This window comes from Psychrobacter sp. DD43, assembly GCF_904846555.1.
Classification (GTDB): domain Bacteria; phylum Pseudomonadota; class Gammaproteobacteria; order Pseudomonadales; family Moraxellaceae; genus Psychrobacter; species Psychrobacter cryohalolentis.
Window position 1 is genome coordinate 26,732 of the sequence record NZ_CAJHBE010000011.1, and the last position, 22,674, is coordinate 49,405.

The window sequence follows — 22,674 nt, forward strand, 5'->3', positions numbered from 1 at the left end:
ATCACGTCAGATTACAACGAGGCGTTGGCACCTGTTACCGCAACAGGCTCTGCTAGATTGGCTTCGGGAAGGATAATCCGATCAATAACTTGCGGCTCATCGGTGTTGACATCCTTACTAGCGTCGATCACAGCAGAGACTCTCTCGACTGCTAGATTTGCATTCGCTTGATCTGTTGCTACATTGGGATTGCCCTGATTTCCTGTCTCAAAATTCTTGTTATCGTTATCACTGAAGCAGCCAGAAAGAGCAGCCGATCCGGTAACCAATATCGCTAAAAGTACATAGCGCATGGTGTTTCTCCTTAGGTTAGGTTCAGCTTATCGACTGCCTGCATGAGGGGTCTGTAGATAAGGAAAGACTGAGTCAAAAGCAGTCGCAGATTTCACGACTCCGTCAGTAAATGGTGCTGTACCGGCTTTAGCATCAGCGGGAACACAAGTCGCTTCTGCAGGTAGTCCAGCATGACATAGCACGCCCATCGCTACTCTTAAAGAGACATCAGTCACGTCATCACCAGGTCGTCTACCGTTCGGGAAGCCTGCAACATCACCACCAATCACACCTAAGTCATTTTGACTTCCGGCAGCTACAGTAGGTGTCGTGGTATTTAAGCGTAACATATCGGCTGGTACTAAAGCTTTGTTAGCCGGTTTGTTGATAGTAGGAACACCCGTTAAGAACGCAGTCACTAAATCTTGACGCGGGAAGTTAGTAGGTGCTGGTGCACTTGGATACAGTTTTTGAATCAAGGCAGGTAGCGTAGGATAGAACACATAATTCTTAAAGTTAGCCACGTCATCTTTTGGCTCTGAGGCGTTGAATTTGTCTTTGTCTTTAAGACCAATGACGACCTCATTGACCAGCGGCATACCCAATCTTGATACTTGAGTCCATGCACCACCTTTCTTAGCAGTGGTACTGATACCAGAAGCAGGTGAAGGATTGATTAAAGTAGCCTGACGGACACTGGCAGTCGTCCAAGCGCCAATCACAGGATCAACACCTGTCTTATTGTTGCCCAAATCTACTTGGGCTGCGTTAACGAGACAAGCTTTAGGAATCTCCATTGCAATAGAGGTAATGTTTTTATCTGCTAACACGTTCGTCCCACCATTACGTGGACCTAATGGGTTGAGGTTAATCAAATCAAATACTTTACCCAAATCAATGGCAAAGCTTTCAGCACGTTGTCCAACAAATACTCGGCCTGTTCCACAGCTACCTAAGCTCAAAGGTTTCATAAAGCTTTTTGCATAGGTAGGGTAGTCTGCAAAAGACTTGGTGCCGATGTAATCAAATGGCTTGTTGAAATTCCCCAGCGAAGTACGTGCGCCGCTGCGGCGATCACCTTTCACCATAGTTACGTTATAGCTCTCACTGGTTTGCACGTTAGCTGGGTTTGAGGCATCGCCCGCGTTAGACAAAGGTATCGCAACATTTGGCGTCGATGCATTGCCGTCTGAATCAATTTCGATACTATTTAGTGTTTGTTTAAAGTCAAATTGGAAAGTGACGTCTTCGACCGCATCACCGTTGTTATCAATGTGGATCTCATATAAAGCATCATCGTCTAGTGAAAAGTAGTTGGGTCCGCCGTAGGCGTCTTGTAGTGGTAAATAGTTGGCAATGATGGTGACGTAATCTGCTCGACCCGCTTCATAACTGTTGAACATATAGAGGTCGGTCGCATCGACTTTAGGCGTTTTGGTGATTGAGGGCGCTTCACGGTGACTAGAGGCTACGGCGCTTGCACTTGCGCATAAAGCCATCGCTGCTAATTAGAGCGTGTATAGTATATTTCATACGAATCCTTGTAGAAAAACTTGAGGGCTAATGAGTGTTTAAATAGTGACGGTATAACGGTATATCTTTCAGTATTGCCTTTCTGAATGGTGGATTTTGCAACATTTCTGGAAGGTTGCTGAGAGAATTCAAATGTGTATTATATATAATCCATATATAAATCCATCTAAACTACCCTTTAAATAAGTTAAACTAAACTATACACTTAAGCAAGAATTTTGTTAGGGCGCTCATCGGCTTTATCGTAACGTTCATCGGATTTATTGGGCTAAGTGTTGTTTTTCTGTTACAAAAGTGTTTTTAAATCACCTATAAAGGTATTTATTCAAAAACGTAAGAGAAATAAATGGAATATTAGCGTAAGAAAAGTGAAGGATAATGAACTTATAAGCCAACAAAAAAAGTGAATGATTGAGTAGCGAATTGATAACACTTTTAAGGTAATTAAAGTTATTAAAATATGGAAGATTCAGCTTTCGCTCATTTCTGATTAAAACTCTGAATGTTCAATAATCTAATATTACTGGCAATAAATAAGAAAAAATAAGGTATGATTAATTAGATAAGCTTTATATAAGCAGCAGATTTATAAGGCAAACACTGTTTATACCAAAATTTTAGTGATGTCCCTGTATAATCAAGAGGGATAGCAACTGGATTCTATACCCCTATGAAATCTACCATTGAATTACTCGAAGATACTGATTTTCCTACTATTAAAAGGCGAGAGCTTAAAACCTTGCAAGTGAATATGGGCTATTTATGCAATATGTCCTGTGTACATTGCCACGTTGCAGCCAGTCCATACCGTACAGAGATGATGTCACGCGCATTGGTTGAGCTGATTCCAAAGGTTCTACAAGCGCAAAATATCGATACACTGGATTTGACCGGTGGCGCGCCTGAGATGCATGAAGACTTTGAGTACTTGGTCAAAGCAGCACGAGCATTGGGTGTCAAAGTGATTGACCGCTGTAATCTGACGATTCTGATGGTGGAAGGCTATGAGGATATGGCGCAGTTCTTGGCGGACAATGAGGTTGAGGTTGTTGCTTCGCTTCCCTGTTACTCATTAGAAAACGTAGACAAGCAACGCGGCAAAGGGGCGTTTGATGACAGTATTTTAGGACTACACAAGCTTAATGCTTTAGGTTATGGTAAATCTGGTTCGAATCTGACATTGAATCTTGTGTATAACCCGCAAGGGGCGACACTACCACCCAATCAGCAGCAGCTAGAAGCTGATTATAAGCGCGAGTTAAAAGCGCACTTCGATATTGAGTTTAATCAGCTATTTGCGTTAACCAATATGCCCATTCAGCGCTTTGGTGCAGTGCTATTGGCTAAAAAACAGTTTCATCCTTATATGGATTTACTCAAAGCCAATTATGTGGCCTCCAATTTAACCGAAGTGATGTGTCGCTCGACTATCAGTGTAAATTGGCTGGGAGAATTATTTGATTGCGATTTCAACCAGCAGCTTGAGATTCCGGTACTAAACAAAGCCCGCCGTCATCTACGAGATTTATTGACGCAGAATCCTGCAGATGATGATATTGCCATTGCGGACCATTGCTATGGGTGTACGGCAGGACAGGGCAGTAGCTGCGGCGGTATTTTAGAAGAGTTAGCTATATAGCTTTACTAGAGTATATAAGAGTAGATTAGATAAAACTGGAATAAATGAGATTAGGATAGGCAAAAACCTATCTATCTAAGCGGAGTTACTACCATGTCATTATTAAATAACTTAATGGTCAAAACGACTATTGCCACCGCTATTTTGTTATCAAGCGCAGCCGCCTATGCGGATTTTAATCACAGCAGTTGGGATACGTTGCTAGATAAACATGTAACCATGACCAATGCTGGCAAAGCGTCGGTAGTTGATTATGTTGGCATGCAGTCAGATAAAAGTAAATTAGATAGCTATATGGCTGCCACTAGTAAGGTCAGTCAATCTGAATTTAACGGTTGGAATAAAGATGAGCAGCTAGCCTTTTTAATCAATGTCTATAACGCAGGCACGGTGGAGTTGGTGCTCACCAAGTATCCAAATATCAAATCAATTAAAGATATTGGATCTGTATTAAGCTCACCTTGGAAGCAGAATTTCATTCCGCTATTGGGTAAAACACGCTCGCTAGATGATATTGAACACAATCTGATTCGCGGCTCCAAGCGTTACAACGACCCACGCATTCACTTTGCGGTTAATTGTGCCAGCATTGGCTGTCCTGCGCTCCTAGACGATGCGTTTACTGGAAAGCGCTTAGAGAAGCAGTTAGAGCAAGTGACCAGTAAGTTTTTGGCAGACAGCAGTCGTAATCGCTTGAAGGGCAATACGCTTGAGGTATCGCCAATTTTTAAGTGGTATAAAGAAGATTTTACGATGGGTTGGCGCGGTACTAATGACGTTGCAGGATTTTTGGGACGTTATAGTCAAGCATTAGGAATGAATAGTACTCAAGTGAAGGCCTTAGAGCAGGGTAAAATAAAAGTCAGTTATACCAATTATGATTGGCGGTTGAATAAGAAATAAACTGGGCGTTAATAAAAATGACTGCTGCGCCAATCAAACTCTCTATCGTAATACCGTTATTAAACGAAGCGGATAATTTGCCTAAATTGATGGGTCATCTTGCTCATCTGAATCCAGCACCTTATCAGGTCATACTAGTGGATGGCGGTTCAACAGATAACTCAGTTGCCATTGCCAAGGAACTGATTGAAAGTTTGATAGATAGCAGTCCATCCGTTATTAGCGGACAGGTTATTGATTGGCAAATAATAGAGTCCACCGCTGGACGTGCGCTGCAAATGAATGCAGGTGCTGAGCTAGCAATGGGTGATGTATTATTGTTTTTGCATGCGGATACGCAGCTGCCGAACCACGCTATTGCTGATATTACATCAGCCGTCAGGCAAGCCGCGTGGGGGCGTTTTGATGTACGTTTGGAAAGTTCTACATGGATGCTTAAGGTAGTCAGCCAGATGATGAATTGGCGTTCCAGATTTAGTGGGATTGCAACGGGTGATCAAGCGATATTTATCAAAAAATCACTTTTTGAGCAGCTGGGTGGTTACCCTCAGCAGCCACTTATGGAAGATATTGAACTTTGCAAACGTCTTAAAGCTGTTGGTAAGCCAGCTTGTCTACGAAGCAAGGTGATAACTTCGGCACGGCGCTGGCAACAATATGGCACTTGGCGCACGATAGGTTTGATGTGGCATCTGCGTTTTGATTACTGGCGCGGTGTCTCTGCTGATAATATTAAGCAGCGTTATTATAAGACTTAGTAGCTAACAATTGCCTTTATTAGCCGTGAAGAATCCTAGAGTGCGCTCAAACCATTTAAACTTGTAATAATAAAAATTCAAATACTTATGCCAAGAGATGCTATGCAAACAGACACGCTTATTATTATCTTCGCCAAGTTCCCCGCTCGTGGTATGGCAAAGACACGTTTGCAGCCTGCGCTTGGTCTTGAGGGTGCGTCACTTATAGCAAAACAGCTGTTATTGCATAGCGTTGAGCAGGCACTAGCAACCGGATTTAGCGTCGAGCTGTGCGTGAGTCCAGCGCCAAATGATTTATGTTGGCAGACGCTTGGTTTACCTGAGTCATTGCAGTGGTCAGCGCAAGCAAATGATGACCTAGGCTTACGCATGTTAGCTGCTAGCAGGCAAGCGTTAAATACTTTTAAACAAGTGGTATTGATTGGTACGGATTGTCCAAGCTTAACGCCAGTGCGTATTCAAGAGGCAGTGCAGCAATTAGAGCAGTCTGATACGGTCATGATTCCTGCCTCAGATGGCGGTTACGTGCTCTTAGGGTTTAAGCAAGTTGATGCCAGTTTATTTTCGGATATTGAGTGGAGCACTGCCAGCGTGGCAGCAGTGACTCGACAACGTATTGCAGCATTGGGTTGGACATTGGCGTTATTAGACCCACTGCATGACATTGATGAGCCTGCAGATTTAAAACATTTGCCCGTAGGTTGGCTTCAAAAAATAGGCTCTTGATTAGCTGGTTCTTTAAATATGATTCATATTTCTTATCTTTAGGATGACCCTGATATAGGGTGCTGAATAAGGTTGCTTAAGCCGTTTTATTATTAACAAGGAAGTTATTATGCATGAGGTTGTTCAAGATTATTATGGCAAGCAGCTACAAAGTACTGAGGATTTAAAAACGTCAGCATGCTGTGATATTAGCAATATGCCAAGTTGGTTAAAGCCTTTATTAGCGAATATTCATGATGAGGTTCTAAGTCGATATTATGGTTGTGGCTTGGTCTGCCCAGCGCTACTTGAAGGCTGCCGTATCCTAGATTTGGGCTGCGGTTCGGGCCGTGATGTCTATGCATTAGCACAATTGGTTGGACGTACAGGTCATGTGGTCGGTGTCGATATGACGGATGAACAACTAGCCATTGCAAAGCAGCATCAAAATTATCATGTGGATAAATTTGGCTACGACAATGTGACTTTTCTCAAGGGCTACATCGAAAAGCTAGATGAGCTCAATTTAGACCCCAATAGCTTCGATATCATTGTCTCAAATTGTGTTATTAACCTATCGCCTGATAAAGCAGCGGTGATGGCCAGTGTGCAGCGTTTGCTCAAGCCTGGCGGTGAGTTTTATTTCTCTGATGTCTATGCAGACCGCCGTATCCCGCAGCATTTAGTCAATGATCCTGTCCTTTATGGAGAGTGTTTAAGTGGTGCCTTATATTGGAAGGATTTTGAGCGCTTAGCACGACATGCTGATTTTTTAGACCCGCGTTTGGTTGAAGATCGTCCGCTTGAAATCACCGATTCGCTACTTGCTGCTAAGATTGGCGATATTCAGTTTTTTTCCGCTACTTATCGATTATTCAAGATTGCCACGCTGGAAGATGCTTGTGAAGACCACGGTCAAGCAGTCATTTATTACGGAACCATTGACCAGCTACCGCATCATTTTAATTTAGATAAACATCATACGATTGAGACAGGTCGCGTTTTCCCTGTCTGTGGTAATACTTTTCGTATGCTAAAAGAGTCACGCTTTGCTAAGCATTTTGATTTTATTGGCGATGATAGTCGCCACTATGGTATTTTTGCAGGTTGTGGTGATATCTTACCGTTTGGTCATCAAGCGGATATAGTGTCTGGGCCGTTTGTTAATTCAGGAAGCTGTTGCTAAAAGTAAGACCTGTATGATGTTGAAAAAGCTATCTCTCCAAAAATCTATCTGTCAAAAATAAAAGAGGCCCTCAAATAGTTAGAAGGCCTCTTTTATATGAAAAAACATTATAGATGTCTAAGGTTTTAACCTCTACAGAAGCAATGCTGCAAGCCTTGTCTTAGTCTCTTCGCTCATCGCTTCAACAGGCGTGACTAATGCTTGGGTCAAAGCAGTATGAGCGATAGATTTCGGCTGTTCGGATGCAATTAATGCCACAGCTTGCTTAATGACTTGCTGCGCGTTGTCTGCATTTTTCATTAGATTTTGTATAGCATAATCTGCACTGACGGCTTGCTCATTTGGATGCCAACAATCAAAATCTGTCACCAGCGCCAATGTGGCATAAGCGATACTGGCTTCGCGAGCCAGCTTAGCTTCTGGCATATTGGTCATGCCGATAATATCCGCTTGCATCTGCCGATACCAGTGTGATTCTGCGCGAGTTGAAAACTGAGGTCCTTCGATACACAGATAGGTGGCTTTTGCGTGGCACTGCCCATCGGCAATATTTGCGTTGTCATAAGCTCGCATCAAGATGTCTGCCACTTCAGGGCATAAAGGGTCAGCCATTGACACATGGGCGACCGCACCATCTCCGAAGAACGTGCTTACTCTCTGCTTGGTCATATCAATCATTTGATCGGGGATGACCATATCTAGTGGTTTCAGCGTTTCTTGCAATGAGCCAACCGCTGATACTGAGATGATATAGCGTACACCTAAAGTCTTTAAGGCATAGATGTTGGCACGATAAGGCACCTCAGAGGGGGTTAACCTGTGTCCTTGACCATGTCGCGTTAAGAATGCAACTGTGACGCCATTAAGTTCACCGAGCACGATGTCATCAGATGGCTCACCATAGGGTGTCTCAATTTTAACGCTGCGCTTATTGGTCAAAGCTTGCATTTGATACAGACCGCTACCGCCGATAATAGCGATATCGGCAGCGTTATTTACCGTAATTTCTACTGCGGTTGAAGTCATATTGGGCTCCAAATGATAATTGGTAGAGTCTATCAAAGTTAATACTACTAGCGTTTACTGACTCTCTTATACATACCTTGAGCAAGCGCCTTCAAGATCATCGCCTGACTTTGCACAAAGCCGTTGTACTTGGGCAAATCATCCTCTATATCGCTGGTGCGGCGATTATAAAATAGATGCATAGTTGGCTTGGGTAGTGCCGCCACATCAGGATAATTTGTTGTGGGTATTAATATTAGATTGCCACCCAACGCCATTTCTATACTGGGTTTATTGCATCGGGTACAAAGTCCGCGGCTAATATTTGGTGGGAGTTTCCAACGGCGAAATTTGGTTCTGATAAGGTTTAATGAACTCACATCGGGTTTAAGTAAAATCGTCACATCATTATAAGCTTGGCCAGTGAATTCTTGGCAAATAGTGCAGTGGCAGATAAAGCGTCCAATGGGCTGATTGTTGATCGTATAAGTATTGCTATGACAGGAGCAAGAGCCTTCTTGTGGGATAAATTCTCTGCTCATTGGTCAGTCCTTAATAGTAGGGGCGTGGATATTTAGTATTTTGAAATATAGCACTATCCTAGCGTATTAGTGTAGTCGCTTTCAGTATCATGAACGAATAGGATCTATGCTAAAGAAGATGCAGAGATAAACTAGTGGTTTAATGAAGCATTTACCATGACTAACAAAAAGCAAAAGCTGTCAAAAAATTATAGAAAATAGCGCAAAGTTCTTTATATTTTTTACTTCAAGTCACTTAGGGTGATGATGAATTATCTCGGGTTATCATGAATAAATTGGACCAAAAGCTTAGCCACTTTTTCACCTTGGTCTTCTTGAAGAAAATGTCCGCCGTTGGCAATAGTCGTATGTGCTTGACCTTTGGTTCCGGGAATGATTTTTTGCATAATGCGATCGCCACCAGCAGTCACTGGGTCAGAATCGCTGAATAGTGTGATAAAGGGCTTTGTCCATTTACTCAGCTCAATCCATGCGGCGCGATTATTTTCTGAAGCAGGATCATCCGGCGTCGAGGGTACAAGCAGTGGAAACTGTCTAGCGCCCTCCTTATAGGATTCATCAGGAAATGGCGCATTGTAGGCGTCGATCACCGCCTGTGACAGCTCAGTAACGGTACCGCTCTTGATGGTCCCTCCGACATGAAATTGAGGTGTTTCCTGCGAGAATTGCTGCCATTTACGAAAACCTTCACCTAGATCGTGGTCGCCGGTGGGGAGCATGGTGTTGCCAGCTGCTACCCGAGCAAATCGGTCTGGATTTTCTGCAACCAAACGCAAACCAATCAGTCCACCCCAATCTTGACAAAACAGAGTGATGTTATTCAGATCTAATTGGTCGAGTACGGATTGCATCCAGTTGACATGACGTTGGTAGGTATAGTCAGTACGAGACGTGGGTTTGTCTGAGCGCCCAAAACCGGGGAGGTCTGGCGCAATAACGCGGTGTCCCGCTACAGTCAGTATCGGAATCATTTTACGATATAGATAACACCATGAAGGCTCCCCATGCAGCAGTAACACTGGATCAGCGTCTCTTGGTCCTTCGTCTAAATAATGCACACGCAGCTCATTGTCTTCGCTGTCATCGACCATTAGATAGTGTGGGTCAAAGTTGTAATCTGGTAGGTTTGCAAAACGCGAATCGGGAGTTCTGAGGATTTTCATGTCTCGTCCTTGAGTTGGGTAAATGAGCGCGTATTCTTACACAGCTGATGGAACCTTAGAGTTAGGGTGTATCGCCACAAAACCCGATGAGAATTGATGGCCGTCACCAATCTTAATCATGTGAGTATCATATTCCGTACTCTTACCCTATGCCAATTATTCCTCTAACTTGATCGTTGTTCTTTGGCTGTTAGGTATTCTTATCGGGTTTAGTAAAGTTTTGAGGGTATAGCGCGCGTGCTGCTACATCATCAAACTCGGTCTTAAACTCGATGCCTTTAGGAATATTTCGGGCTTTTTGGACTGCAGGACGAGCACTTATATTTGCAAACCAGCGCTTTAGATTAGGGTAGTTATCTAAACCTTCTTCGCCTAACACTACGGTTGCTTTATCAATCCACCCCCAAGCTGAAATATCAGCGATGGAATACTCATCGCCAACCAGATACTCGCGACCTTCCATGTGGGTCTCTAACACTTCGTAATGACGTTCGGCTTCACGAAGATAACGATTGATAGCATAAGGCGTTTTCTCTGGTGCCTTATGTCTAAAATGCACGGATTGACCAGAAAACGGCCCTAACCCTGTCGCTATAAACATCAACCATGACAGCATCTCGCCACGATCTTCTGGTTTACCGGCTAATTTCCCTGTTTTTTCGGAGAGATACATCAAGATAGCAGTAGAGTCAAACACGCGTTTGCCATTATCTTCGATTGCCGGGGTTTTACTATTAGGGTTAATAGCGCGATACTCAGGGCTATGTTGTTCGCCTTTTAAGGTATCTATAGCGATCAACTCATACGGCAAGCCAGTCTCTTCGAGATAGACAGCTACTTTCATCGGGTTTGGGGTTTGATGAAAATAAAATTTGAGCATAACCTGATCCTATCCTGTTGAGGTCTTAGTTTGACAATCATAAAAGCAATGAAAAATACAAATAATCCTTAAAGACTCATGCAGTCATTAAGGATTATTTTTTACAGTGAGCCTAACGATGCGTACCGCGAATAGGGTAGTCATTTTTTCGAATAAAGGCTAAACCATTCGCAAGGGCTTCAAGTTCAGGTCTAGCAAAAGGTGCGTTGGAGATATCAACGATTTGAATTTCTCCATCAGCATTAACCACAAACATACCAGGCTCTGCAAAGGGATGCTCAGTCTCTTTCTCTGAACGTGGCTCTGAGATATAAAGTCCTAGCGTATTCATCTGCTCAACAGTCAGACCATAGGCAATAGGGAAGTCGATATCTAATTTTTCTAAATGACTCTCTAATTGCTCTTTACTATCACCTGATACTGCAATGATATCGACACCCGCATCAGCAAATGACGATTTTACGGTTTCTAACTGGTTGAGGTATTTAGTACATATCGGACAATGTTGACCTCGATACACCACGACCAATTTCCAGTCATGACCGTTATCAGGCGTACCTAGTGACTTTATATCACCATTTAGCATTTGTACGTCTATATCGGGGAATTTGACACCGGCTTGAATTTTTTGTGCGTAATTTGATGGCATGATTTATCCTTTAGAAGTGTTTTATAAGTAGGAGTAATTTATATAGCAATGATCATCTTAACTGGACTAAAATAAATGTTCAAGATATATTTGAGCAATCACTCAAGTTGATTAATCATTCCAATCTACAGATGCTAATATTCAGTTTATTAAGCGTGTAGTAAAAGAGTATGGGCGCATAGGACAGGCATTATTTAAAATAGAAGGTAATGTGGTAGATTCACCATCACAACGAATATGAATGGATGCTTGTTTAGTTATACTCATTGGTATTCAGCTCCTTTGAACAAAATCCCTTTGAATAGAATTAAAATTTCTATCCTAAAAATTACCTTAAAGCTATTGCCTATACCTCTTTACTGTACCACTTGCAGCCCAGTTTGCAATACATAGTCAGAATGATGGCTACTATTGAATATAGAGCTAGGGGCTGTCCTAGATAACCAGTTCAGTTCCTGTCTAACCCATTGTTTTAGCTAATGTCATTGACGTTTTGGATCGCTATAGTTAAAACGCCACTCACATTCCTTTAAAAACAGATGGAAATACTCTTTTGGGATGCCATTATATTTACGCATATGTCGCTTGGCTTGGCTCCAAAAGTTCTCTATTCCATTAATATGGTTTCTGTCTTGTGCAAACTCTTTTGAATGATTGATACGGTAATGAGCGAACTCACTGACATCAAGTGCGTTGTAACTTCTGAATGAGTCAGTATAAACGATACCATCAGGCTTTACTTTCTCTCTTATGATAGGGATTAAGGTATCGGCTTTGGCATTAGGGATGATACAAGCATAGACGCTACCATTGCGCTTCAGTAGTCCAAAAACAGGAACTTTGTTACCAGCACCGCGACCACGTTTGCCTTTGCGTCTGCCGTCAAAGTAGCTCTCATCAACTTCTATTTCGCCTTCTAGAAGGTCAGGCTCCTAACTATTTTCATAAATCAGTAGTCTTAGCCTGTGAAAGTAATAGCTGGCTGTTGTATCCACTAAGCTTGTTGTAGTTCCTGTCAGTCACGTGCTTGTAAAGGAGAATCGTAATAGCATCAATCTAATGGATTTAACCAATGAAAATCTATTGTTATATCCAACAGCGCCGCGTCCCAGCTTTATTGATTATGTGTTGGAATTGTTTGAAGCTCGTAACTTAAAAGCCAATTATCTGACTGAAGTACGTGAGTTACATGTTGCGTTAGGGTTAGTAGCAGCAGGTGAAGGCCTGACTATTGTGCCAAAGACGCTTGAGCATCTGCGTAGTCAAGAAGTGACTTATATTCCATTTGAGGATGGTCATTTAACCTCACCGATTGTGATGAGTGTCAGGCATTTTGACAAATCAGAATTGTTAAAAACATTGTTAGACGTGACTTATCAGATTTATGATGAAGAAGGGTTTGATTATAAGCGTGAGAAAATATGAATACATCATAGTGTTAATATAGAATATAAACCTATGCGTGAGAATTTACGAGTGCTAGCTCAATAAACGAGTCATTGCCGTTAAGCCCAATAAAATCTAAGGTATGGACTCGTCCCAGTACGGTGGCGTGCCATAATAGCCTTCCACAAAATCAATAAAACACCTCACTTTATGTGGTAGCAATTTTCTATGGGCATAGACTGCATATAAGCCCAAAGCCTCAGGCTCAAGTTTTGGCAACACTACGACTAGTTTGCCACTACTAAGCGCTTCGCTGATAATAAAAGTCGGCTGTAATACTATTCCTGCGCCTGCAATAGCCGCGTCCACCAATACATCACCATTATTACTACGAAGCTCGCTACCTTGCTTGAGGTATTTTGCTTTTAATAATTGGTAGATATCGTCCTTACCATCCATATTCATATAGCTGTAATGCAAATATCGATGACGCTCTAAGTCTTCAGGTTGAGTAGGCGTGCCATGTTTGTTCAGGTAACCAGGTGCAGCGCATAACATCACACGAATGGGTGCGACCTTCTTAGCAATCAGTGACGAGCTTTTTAGCTGCCCGATACGCAAGGCCACATCGAAACCCTCCTCGACAATATCGACTTTGCGATCAGTCAATTGTAGGTCGACTTTGACCAATGGATAATGGATCTGAAAGTCAGTGATTAACTTAGCCATATGTTTTAAGGCAAACGATACTGGTGCACTGATTCTTAAGACGCCTTTGGGATTCTGTTGTAAACCACCTAATTTTGATTCCATATCATCAATGCTAAGTAAAATCTGTTGTGCATGTCCGAAGTAATGACTGCCAGCTTCGGTAAGGCTGACTTTACGAGTGGTGCGATTAAGCAGGCGTGTATTTAGCTGCTCCTCCAACTTAGAGACATATTTGCTCACCAACTGCGGTGACAGCTGCAAGGTATTTGCCGCATTACTAAAGCTGCCTTCGGTCACCACTGCCACAAAGGCGCGCATTGCATCGATTCTATCCATATTTTGCCCTATTTCTATTTAATCATCAAAATTCAACGCCAAAACAATTATCAATGATATGTTGTTAATTATTCAATATTATCTATCTTACTCTTTTACTGTGTTGATAGTAAAGTATGGTTATTCCAGGAATTAAATACCCTTCCTAAAATAAACCTAATGGAGTAATAACAATGAAAATGTCAGTAATGAATAGAATTTTGCTATCTAAAGCGGGCGCTGCCGCTTTAATCCTTCGTGTACCCGTAGGTTTGATTTTGGCAGCGCATGGTGCTCAAAAGTTATTTGGCTGGTTTGGTGGCAATGGGCTGGCTGGCACGGCTGAGTGGTTAAGCAGTATGGGTATGGAACCTGGTTTTCTAATGGCAATATTGGCAGGGGGTGCTGAGTTCTTTGGTGGTCTTGCCTTGGTATTAGGATTATTGACACGACCCGCTGCATTAGTCGCTGCATTCACTATGCTCGTTGCTATTTTTTCTGTTCATATAAATAATGGTCTATTTGTCGCTGATGGTGGCTATGAGTATGCCTTAGTATTGATGGTCGCTTCGATTGCTCTGGTAATACAAGGTGGCGGTTATCTCAGTATGGATAATGCTTTATCAGAAAAATTAGATAATGTTTAATAATCATCAGTAATAAATCCACATTTACTCGCTAATAATAAGTGTCCATCTTAAATAATGGCAACAATTGGACTAAAAACTGGCAACATATATAAGATAAAGAAGGCTATGTTCGCTGGCTTGTGACTTTAGTATGCTTCCATGTGGCTTATTATTATTTAAAAGCATTGAATTCCAGTAGAATTGTGCCTATTCATCCTAGCCGTATTTAGTAAAGATAATGGAGTGAAGCTAATGAATAATGAGTCTATTTCAGCCACGCAGCCAGTATTATTTATACCTCACGGTGCAGGTCCTTGTTTTTTTATGGAGTGGCAGCCAACTGATACTTGGGATCAAATGGCCGAATTTTTAAAAGGTATCTCAAGTCGCTTGCCACAGCGCCCAAAAGCTGTTTTGATCATCAGCGCACATTGGCAAACTCCCGAGTTTAGCATCACCACTAGCACACAACCTGATCTAATTTATGATTATTATGGGTTCCCTGAGCATACTTATCAGCTGACTTATCCGGCAGCGGGCGCGCCAGTATTGGCTGAACGGATAGGTAATATGCTCACTGATGCAGGTTTAAGCAATAAACAAGATGCTACAAGAGGCTTTGATCATGGAGTATTCATCCCGTTAAAACTCATGTTCCCTAATGCGGATATCCCAGTAGTGCAGTTATCGCTACGTCAGGATCTCGATCCTGAAGCCCATTTAATGGCAGGTAAAGCAATTGCGGCATTACGTGATGAAGGGGTGTTGATTGTGGGCAGCGGTATGAGTTTTCATAATATGCGCGGTTATGGCGATAAAAAATTCACGGCTCCATCAGTGGCATTTGATGATTGGTTGACTAAGACGGTTGCAGCCGATGCAGATGCGCGATTTGCAGCCCTTAGTGATTGGTCTAAAGCGCCCCATGCTATCGAGTCTCATCTATTAGGAAGCGAAGAGCATTTGATACCGCTGATGGTTATCGCGGGCGCAGCAGGAACAGATCGAGGGCAAAAGGTCTATTCTCAGCAAGTAATGAAGACTCAGATATCAGCCTTTCAGTTTGGCTAAGCTCAGATTCTTCTATCAAACCTAAATATCAATCAAGCTACCTTAATATTTCTAAAATTAATAAGAACCCGCTAAAATTCCTTAGTAGATGCTTAGTGGGTTTTTTATATATAACGCAGCTATGTGGTCTACGCTGTAAGTCAGGTAGGAACTAGATTGGGAGATTTTAGGCATACTGCTTAATCATAACCTATGCTATCGATTTCGTAATCATGCAATCCATATCTAAAATGAATAGTTCTATACCTGTATAGCGCATCGATCATAAATCAATGCAAATGAGTGTTATGGTTAGGAGGTTCTAAGCACACGAAAATCAACAGTCAGTCTATAGTGGTCAGCATACTATCAGGCGAGTCTGACACGAAAAATCCCATCACACGACGGGCATACAAACCTAAACACGGCTAGATAACACTAGCCGCCTTTGATACGAATATAGGTGATATCAACTGTCTAGAATTGTTTAAGCGCAGATGGGTTAAAGTTAAGGTTTAATAGGTCTTATGCGCACCATCAGCTTTCTTGTATTTATAAGTTTCTATTCAACGACTTTAAGGTTCTATTTTTGCCACAACATTACCTGTCAACCTGTCAACCTGTCAACCTGTCAACCTGTCAACCTGTCAACCTGTCAACCTGTCAACCTGAAATCAGCTTCATTCTTTCCTAATTATTAACGGTGCCTAGCAAATACGCACATTTTTCTTTATATATTAAATTAGCCTTATCCTTTTATAAAAAAATCATTTTCGGTGGCTGATGCATTAAGAAGTTTTGGTGAGAGATATTCCAAGCGTAAGCCCCTGCTAAGGTAAAAACAAGGTAATCGCCGATATGCAGCGCGTCAATCCATTGATCTTTTGCCAGTATGTCTTTGGGCGTACAAAGCTGACCGACAAGGGTTGCCTTGGTGCCAGTGATGGCGGCTTGCTCTATCAGATTTTCTAGCAACTGGTTTTCCATTGCGTGGCTCATGCGGCGCGGCACGATGAAAAAAGGATGGTTGTGCTGCTGCGCGGCGGGCGTTCTAAAGTGATGCGTGCCGCCATGACCAATCACAAATGTCTCGCCAAGATTTTTTTTGATATCCAGTACCTCCATGACGTAATAACCACAGGGTGCAGTGATAAAACGTCCAATCTCAAACCTGACCGTAAACTGCAGATTTGCCGTTAACATGCTGGCAAGCTGTTGACAGAATACTTCCCACTCAAAATGCTGCGGCTGCTGATCATAGTGAATACCAATACCGCCGCCCACATTGATGGTCAGTTTTGAGGGCAACGACGGATAATTCTGTTGCCATTTCTTGACCATCTCCATATAGCGCTGCATTAATAGCAGATGGCGCTCTACTGATAATTGATGCGACATCAAATGAAAATGAAACCCACAGAATTCAATAAATGGGCTTGAGTCGATGATAGCTAGCGCTTGCTTGAGATGGGTTTCATCTAGCCCAAAGGGGGTAGGCTTGCCGCCCATGACCAGCTTACTGCTGCCGATATCACCAATATCAATATTCATCCGCAAAAATATACGGACGGGAAGCTGCAAGGATTGGCTTAAGATCTGGATTCGAGTCAGCTCGACCAGACTCTCCACATGAATGGTATCGATTTGCTGTTGTATGGCTTGCTGTAAGTCTGAGGTCAGCTTGCCCGGTCCACCAAAAATAATAGGGTGGTTTGGCTGGTGGGTTTGTAGCCAATTTAGCTCGCCTGCAGAAGCGGCCTCAAACCCATCTACATGCTCTGCTAAGGTTGATAGTATTTGAGGCTCAGCATTGGCCTTTATGGCATAAAACAGCTGCGTGTTATCAGGCAGGCAGCGCTTCATAGCTGTTATACGCTCTTCTAGAGCTTTCAAGTCATAAATGTAAGCACAGAGCGGTGACGGCTTCGCACCATAATTATGGATACAGTCAATTATTTTTTGAGGAAGCGAATGCTTATCTGAGGTTTCGATTAAGTGTGTTGTTGTCGCGTTTGTCATCATTTTAGGCAACCTTTGATTCAGATGATTTATGAGTTTTTATATTGTCTTTATTGGCGTTGAGCATAGAGGACTGCCACGGGCAAGGAAGCATCACGTAGGCAGAATGTTTATCAGCAAGCGTAAGTAATCGAGTTTTATAATTGGTCTTGCTGGGTAAGCTGCCACCGGCTAACAAATCCTGAATTTCAGGCTGAATGCCATATACCAGCTGCCAATTCATCAATATCTCTTTGACATGCTGCCAAAGTCGCGCCTCTAAAATCTCTGCTGATTGCGCACCTCGGCATAAATAAAAGATGGCTTCACTAAGATTGTTCACAAAAACGCAATAAGCAATACGTGACCATCCTGCCGCTTTAGAGTAGCGGATAGATTGTTTACAGCGCTCAGATAAACCAGTCGCTTCAGCAAGTGACCACAGGCTATCAACCAGCTTGGTGCCTTCCAAATCTCGAATCCAGACGCATGTCGGCAGACCTTGATGAAAGCCAATCACCGTATTTTGTAAATGCGGCTCGAAAACAACGCCATGATTAAAAAAGTAATCAAACGTGCCGTCAATTAAAGTATTTGCATAACGGCTGAACCATAAGCAGGCTAGAGTGTCATAAGATGAATGCTCGTTATCACGTTGACCAGTGTGTACGCAATGTTTTTGTAGCTGGCGCTCGATGACGCTGTCTCCGAATCTATCCTCTGTAAATAAGGCCGCAGCAACTTGTGGCTTAAGATATTTAATTTCATCCGTCGTAAATGACTCTCGAAATAACATGCCAAAGGACTCGGTAATAAACTGAGTCGAGCTGGGATCGTCATCGGGGAATTTTGCGCTCATATCAAGGGTGGCAGCCCCCGGCTCTAACATCAGCTTAAAAGCTGGCGCAGTCAGACGCTTGCTGTGATCAATTTTTTCTAAAATAGCATTCAAATACACGGCACTGTGGAGCTCATACCAAGCGTTTTTGCGAATGCAATTGGTCAGACGAACATGGATAGAGCATTTGATAAAATGTGATAGCTGGTGATGATATAAGGTGCGCACCGATGAGGTTGGGGATACCGCCTTACCTGTCAGACCAAGCGGTATCATATATCCTGATGTGACTGCTCGCTTGATGGTCGGATTTGCCAAGATGTCATCGGCTTCCCACGGATGACAAGGGTAGTAAACCCAATCGGTGTCGCTATCAGGATGTAAACTATCAGTATCTGAATTAATAGACTCTGGTAAGTCGTCAGCGTCAGCAAGTAAGGTGTGAGCGATATTGCGCAGTATGGTTTTAGTGTCTTTGCCAATATAGCTGACGAGGGAGGAATCAACCTTAAACCAAAACAGAGCAAACTGGCTTTGGGTTTCGGGCGAGTGCGCCAATAAAGACGTCATGTCGACCCCTTGCCGGCTTTTTGGCGACGGATGATACGCATGACCCCACAGCAATGCTTGCTCGCTATCTATATAGCCATTAACGGTGGATTTATCTTGCTGTAAATCGTGATGGTAGTCAGTAGCGTGGTTGGCAGAAGTCTGCAAAAAAGCGGTTGTCACCCTGATGCTATTATCAATCTGATATTTTAGCTCTTGGTTGATATCGATTTGATAACGCGTAGCAATATAACTGTGCAGATAATCGACCAATTGATGAATGTTGAGGCATGCCCATGATTGACCGCGAGCTTTTAGCCAAGGCGCTCCGCTTGGCTGGCACTTGCCTAGATGACTAAAATACGCCACTGGCAATACGATTTTTGCAGAAGCAGCCTCATTAGCGACAGGAAATCGAATCGTTAATAGGCGCGTGATTAGGCAGACGCGGTTATCACGTAGACACAGTGGTAAGTCGTCATCAGACTCATCAATGCTTAGGTCTTGATTGGGGATAGCAAACTCACGAAGATAACAATTGATGATATTCGTCAGTGCATGCTGCTCAGACTTATACTGATGGTACTGCGAAAGCAGGCTTGGCACAGGGGTATTTTCAACTGTTTTACTCGGTGGTAGAAAATTTGGTATCGTGTTGTTTGATAGGGAATAGTTTGGTCTCATAAGTGATGTCTTTTTTAGATGTTTTTAGAGTGATTGTTGTCTGTAGTGCCCTCTACACAGTCTTGCTGTATTTTTCTTGATACATTTTGATAGTTATTATCGCGATAACTGCCATCATTGCTGAGAGAACAAACGGAGAGAGCAAACCAAACATCGGTACAAATAAAGTGACCGACAATCCTGCTAGCACGCCGCCCCATTTTGCTAGCGCATCGTATCTGGAAAATATTTTGCCGCTATGTTTAGACTGGTTAGTATCCGCCATCTGCGTATGCAGGCTTTGGTAACACATAAACATGCCAACGCCAAATAGCATTCTAGCCAACCAAATCAAGGGAAGATAATCCGTCAAATGCAGCAAAACCGCACTCGCTAATACCGTAAAACCAAGGCTTAAGGACATTGCTGGCAGGCGTTGGCTGATGCGCCCATAGAGCAGCTGGCAGATCAGATACATGACATGAGGCATGGCATATAACTGTCCTATTTGAGAGGTGCTAAGCCCAAAAGTTTTGGCAAATGGCAAAAAATAGGGGAAAGTCGCTACCATACAAAAGGCTAAGAAAAACTGCAGCACCGATATAAACAGATAAGGATTGGCGAAAAAATCTGCGCCCGTTATTGCTTGCAATGAGTCATGCGTCTGCTTTTTATCGCTTTTAGCTTGGTTACTATTACTGTTGTTGGTTTTGGTTTTAGTTTTTGTAGATGCTTTTGGCAATTGGGTAGTCTTGGTGCTTGTGCTGACATTGTCTGCTTTGATAACGTCTTTTTTTAACAAAAAGCTGAGTAGTAATGCTAAGAGCGGCAGGATGGCAAGTACGCGATACAAACTTAACACCTCGTAATGTTGTACCAAAAAACCCAGCCCAATCGGGGCCGTAATCAGGGCAAGTCGTGCTGAGAATTGAGTGAAATTCAACACCTGTTTTAAGGCGTTTTTATCAGTGATACTGGTGGCTAAATAGGCGTTTGAGGCAGCCATTGTCCCACCAAACAGCCCCTGAACGCTCAGCCCTATGACGAGCTGCCATAAAGACTGAGAAAATCCGCATATCAAAAACCCCACTGCCAAACCCAACTCCGCCCGCAACAAGGATGTTTTGCGACCATATGTATCGGCATAACGTCCCCAGTATCTGGCAGCGATGGCAGTCATGAGGGTCGGTAATATAAACAGCAAACCAACCCAGCCTGATTGCAATGGCGCATTTAGCTCTTGGAGCATGATTGGTAAAAACAAAGGCATACCTAACGCAGAAAACGCGGACAGGTAGTGACAACATAGGACGATTGCCACCATAATTCGATAGCTCATTAGGAATCCTGTTTGTGTCGCTGCATAAGTTTTAAGGTGTTGGGCGCTGATTTGCCATAGAACTTATTGATATCAGTCGCGCCAGACTGCTCTTTTGACAACAGACTGCCAGCAGACAATAAGTATTTGATATACCAGTGCTGGCTCTCTAATAAGACTTGCTGTGCAAGATGGATGTCGTAATCTTGTTTAGAGAGGCTGTGTAAGGTCGTATCAATACAGTCTATTAAGGTTTGATAGGCGTCATGACGGTTGATGATGTTATGGGCGCTCATCATCTCAATAATGGCAACGATGTCTAGCTGGAGCGTGATGGTCAAAAACATCTGCGCTAATGCCAACTCATCTTCAACGACGATACGTTGGTCTTTAATATCCTTGATGTCATTAATATCACTGCTATTTATCACATCGCCTAAACCAACTTGTGCCATGCTAGCGTTAAATCGTGGTGGATAAAGGCGTGCAGAATCATTGTCTTTCATGAGTAAACTCATCGTGCGGCTATGGTGGTCAAATACAATGACAGCATTTTGCTGATTGGCTTCTAGCGCAATGCCATATTTAATCCATAAATTTAAATGAACATGGCATAACAGGTGGATGTATTCTTTTAACCAAAGCTTACTATCACCGTCATAAAACTGTGCAATTAAGTGACTGATAAAGGGGCGACCATCAGGCATGACGCTGCCAAATGCTGCCACTGGGACAGGGGTTTTATCCGTTAAATTGATATCATCATAGCGCCTCACAATAAAGGCGAGAGTTTTATCGTCGCCCATATGACCACCTAGGCTTTCATCGCAATGGGTATAACACCCTTGCAGCGCGGCATCATTTTTTTCAATAAACTGTAAGGTGCGCTGAAACCAGTGACCATCATAAATGGTTGAGGGCTTAATTAAGCGCACGTTTTTATTGCCCAAGGTGCGGACGATGAGCGGTACTTTGATATGAATATTTGGGTCAGCACAGCACACTACCGTGCGCACAGATAAGGTTGGTTGTACGCTGAGCGCAGACTTGGGTGCCAATATAATTTGCAGCGAAGTATCCTTGAGAACATGCTGGTGCAGCAGCGGCAAGGTTAACGGATGTATGGGAAACAGATGGTGCGTCTGTTGGAGGTCCGGACTGAGACCGACGTCTGCAAAGCTTGGCCAAATATCAGGCAGCTTAGCGCTGACAGTGCTTATTGCTTTAGAGATAGCAACCCAATGTAGACTAAAGGTTGGTGCAAACTCTGGACTATAGGCTGCGATATCAGACGCGTCCAGACCAAGCTTGGCTCGGGCAGTCGGATAATAAGGGTGATCCAAATACGAGGCGACTTGATCGGCGTATAACAAACGCTCAGACCAGCTTGGGTATCCATTAATATTGCGCTCAAGATGGCAGCGTTGAGATGCAAAACCTTGGCGCGCTAACGCTCGGTGTTCGGTGGCACAATCAAGCTCAAGCAGATAGCTGTCGAGCGCAGTTTCACAGGCATCTGGCAACTGTTTGAGAATGGCGACAAAATCTTGGTAGTCATGCTTGATATAGTGAGTTCAGTATTAAAGCGATACAGTAGGACTGGGATGAATTTTACGCAGCCTCTGTCAGCGTAGTCACAGCACGCCAGAAAAATTTATACCAGTACTGCGTTGGAACATAACGTATCTGTTTTATTTGGAATTGACTATAGCGTAACCGTCTGAGCTTTTTTGCAGCCACATTGGGCTGGCAAGTTGCCAATATTGCATATAATCACTGGCTACAATCGGCAACCAGTTGGTTTGATTGGACGAGGTTATCTCTAGCCACAACTTCTGTTGTTTTAACACCTCTGGCAGATGAGGAATATCAAATTCTGTTTCGATAATCGCATGATCTGATAGCAAGCCATAGACATCTTCGCGGATGCAGGTGTTAATAAAGCGTTCGGTAATATATTGTTTGTCCATTATAAGCTCTC

21 protein-coding genes and 1 pseudogene are annotated in these 22,674 nt (G+C 43.0%); 8 read left to right on the forward strand and 14 right to left on the reverse strand.

Going from position 1 to position 22,674, the window contains the following annotated elements; all coding sequences use genetic code 11:
* Positions 1–11: 11 nt before the first annotated feature.
* Positions 12–293 (reverse strand): hypothetical protein, encoded by a 282-nt coding sequence (locus tag JMX89_RS07460; RefSeq protein ID WP_201551287.1) that lies wholly within the window; start codon positions 291–293, stop codon positions 12–14.
* Between the two features lie 27 nt (positions 294–320).
* The gene (locus JMX89_RS07465; RefSeq protein WP_201551289.1) at positions 321–1,772 is read right to left on the reverse strand and encodes a DUF4331 domain-containing protein; all 1,452 of its coding nucleotides are present in this window, start codon (positions 1,770–1,772) and stop codon (positions 321–323) included.
* Between the two features lie 704 nt (positions 1,773–2,476).
* On the opposite strand from JMX89_RS07465, the gene arsS reads away from it, so the two are divergent.
* The 5 genes from arsS (at position 2,477) to JMX89_RS07490 (ending at position 6,997) form a co-directional block, all read left to right on the forward strand.
* Positions 2,477–3,445, forward strand: a complete 969-nt coding sequence (gene arsS / locus JMX89_RS07470; protein ID WP_201551291.1) for an arsenosugar biosynthesis radical SAM (seleno)protein ArsS — start codon at positions 2,477–2,479, stop codon at positions 3,443–3,445.
* Between the two features lie 93 nt (positions 3,446–3,538).
* The gene (locus JMX89_RS07475) at positions 3,539–4,348 is read left to right on the forward strand and encodes a DUF547 domain-containing protein (protein ID WP_201551293.1); all 810 of its coding nucleotides are present in this window, start codon (positions 3,539–3,541) and stop codon (positions 4,346–4,348) included.
* 17 nt (positions 4,349–4,365) lie between these two features.
* On the forward strand, positions 4,366–5,106 hold the full coding sequence (locus JMX89_RS07480) for a TIGR04283 family arsenosugar biosynthesis glycosyltransferase (protein WP_201551295.1): 741 nt from the start codon (positions 4,366–4,368) through the stop codon (positions 5,104–5,106).
* A 102-nt stretch (positions 5,107–5,208) separates the two neighbouring features.
* Positions 5,209–5,832, forward strand: a complete 624-nt coding sequence (locus tag JMX89_RS07485) for a TIGR04282 family arsenosugar biosynthesis glycosyltransferase (protein WP_201551297.1) — start codon at positions 5,209–5,211, stop codon at positions 5,830–5,832.
* Positions 5,833–5,941: 109 nt separating this feature from the next.
* Positions 5,942–6,997 (forward strand): methyltransferase domain-containing protein, encoded by a 1,056-nt coding sequence (locus JMX89_RS07490; RefSeq protein WP_201551299.1) that lies wholly within the window; start codon positions 5,942–5,944, stop codon positions 6,995–6,997.
* A 132-nt stretch (positions 6,998–7,129) separates the two neighbouring features.
* Here JMX89_RS07490 and mtnP read toward each other — a convergent pair whose 3' ends face one another.
* The 6 genes and pseudogenes from mtnP to JMX89_RS07520 all read right to left on the reverse strand — a co-directional run.
* Positions 7,130–8,023 (reverse strand): S-methyl-5'-thioadenosine phosphorylase, encoded by an 894-nt coding sequence (gene mtnP, locus JMX89_RS07495; protein ID WP_201551301.1) that lies wholly within the window; start codon positions 8,021–8,023, stop codon positions 7,130–7,132.
* A 47-nt stretch (positions 8,024–8,070) separates the two neighbouring features.
* A complete protein-coding gene (locus JMX89_RS07500; protein ID WP_020443458.1) occupies positions 8,071–8,544 on the reverse strand; it encodes a GFA family protein in 474 nt (157 codons plus the stop codon).
* Positions 8,545–8,795: 251 nt separating this feature from the next.
* Positions 8,796–9,707, reverse strand: a complete 912-nt coding sequence (locus tag JMX89_RS07505) for a haloalkane dehalogenase (protein ID WP_201551303.1) — start codon at positions 9,705–9,707, stop codon at positions 8,796–8,798.
* Between the two features lie 190 nt (positions 9,708–9,897).
* Complete coding sequence (locus tag JMX89_RS07510) at positions 9,898–10,587, reverse strand: glutathione S-transferase family protein (protein ID WP_201551305.1); 690 nt, start codon at positions 10,585–10,587, stop codon at positions 9,898–9,900.
* Between the two features lie 112 nt (positions 10,588–10,699).
* On the reverse strand, positions 10,700–11,236 hold the full coding sequence (locus JMX89_RS07515; RefSeq protein WP_201551307.1) for a peroxiredoxin-like family protein: 537 nt from the start codon (positions 11,234–11,236) through the stop codon (positions 10,700–10,702).
* A 482-nt stretch (positions 11,237–11,718) separates the two neighbouring features.
* Positions 11,719–12,225: pseudogene (locus tag JMX89_RS07520) on the reverse strand (IS1595 family transposase); the annotation flags it as partial.
* A gap of 70 nt (positions 12,226–12,295) precedes the next feature.
* Between JMX89_RS07520 and JMX89_RS07525 the strand changes: the two are divergent.
* A complete protein-coding gene (locus tag JMX89_RS07525) occupies positions 12,296–12,661 on the forward strand; it encodes a LysR substrate-binding domain-containing protein (protein WP_181210457.1) in 366 nt (121 codons plus the stop codon).
* 96 nt (positions 12,662–12,757) lie between these two features.
* On the opposite strand, the gene JMX89_RS07530 is transcribed toward JMX89_RS07525, so the two are convergent.
* A complete protein-coding gene (locus tag JMX89_RS07530; protein ID WP_201531786.1) occupies positions 12,758–13,669 on the reverse strand; it encodes a LysR family transcriptional regulator in 912 nt (303 codons plus the stop codon).
* Positions 13,670–13,842: 173 nt separating this feature from the next.
* On the opposite strand from JMX89_RS07530, the gene JMX89_RS07535 reads away from it, so the two are divergent.
* Together JMX89_RS07535 and JMX89_RS07540 are read left to right on the forward strand one after the other, a co-directional pair.
* Entirely contained in the window at positions 13,843–14,295 is a 453-nt protein-coding gene (locus JMX89_RS07535; protein WP_201531784.1) for a DoxX family protein, read from the forward strand.
* A gap of 234 nt (positions 14,296–14,529) precedes the next feature.
* Positions 14,530–15,348 carry a DODA-type extradiol aromatic ring-opening family dioxygenase gene (locus tag JMX89_RS07540; protein WP_201531782.1) on the forward strand — a complete coding sequence of 273 codons (819 nt, stop codon included), beginning with the start codon at positions 14,530–14,532 and terminating at the stop codon, positions 15,346–15,348.
* A gap of 735 nt (positions 15,349–16,083) precedes the next feature.
* Here JMX89_RS07540 and JMX89_RS07545 read toward each other — a convergent pair.
* The 5 genes from JMX89_RS07545 to JMX89_RS07565 all read right to left on the reverse strand — a co-directional run bounded on the left by JMX89_RS07545 (position 16,084) and on the right by JMX89_RS07565 (position 22,663).
* Positions 16,084–17,349 (reverse strand): type III PLP-dependent enzyme, encoded by a 1,266-nt coding sequence (locus tag JMX89_RS07545; RefSeq protein WP_133104322.1) that lies wholly within the window; start codon positions 17,347–17,349, stop codon positions 16,084–16,086.
* Between the two features lies 1 nt (position 17,350).
* The gene (locus JMX89_RS07550) at positions 17,351–19,396 is read right to left on the reverse strand and encodes an IucA/IucC family protein (RefSeq protein ID WP_201551309.1); all 2,046 of its coding nucleotides are present in this window, start codon (positions 19,394–19,396) and stop codon (positions 17,351–17,353) included.
* A gap of 52 nt (positions 19,397–19,448) precedes the next feature.
* The gene (locus tag JMX89_RS07555; protein WP_201551311.1) at positions 19,449–20,714 is read right to left on the reverse strand and encodes an MFS transporter; all 1,266 of its coding nucleotides are present in this window, start codon (positions 20,712–20,714) and stop codon (positions 19,449–19,451) included.
* Positions 20,714–22,216 carry an IucA/IucC family protein gene (locus tag JMX89_RS07560; protein ID WP_227673044.1) on the reverse strand — a complete coding sequence of 501 codons (1,503 nt, stop codon included), beginning with the start codon at positions 22,214–22,216 and terminating at the stop codon, positions 20,714–20,716. The genes JMX89_RS07555 and JMX89_RS07560 overlap by 1 nt, the downstream gene beginning before the upstream one ends.
* A 168-nt stretch (positions 22,217–22,384) precedes the next feature.
* Positions 22,385–22,663: a hypothetical protein gene (locus JMX89_RS07565; RefSeq protein WP_227673045.1), complete on the reverse strand. Its 279-nt coding sequence runs from the start codon at positions 22,661–22,663 to the stop codon at positions 22,385–22,387.
* Between the last annotated feature and the right edge of the window lie 11 nt (positions 22,664–22,674).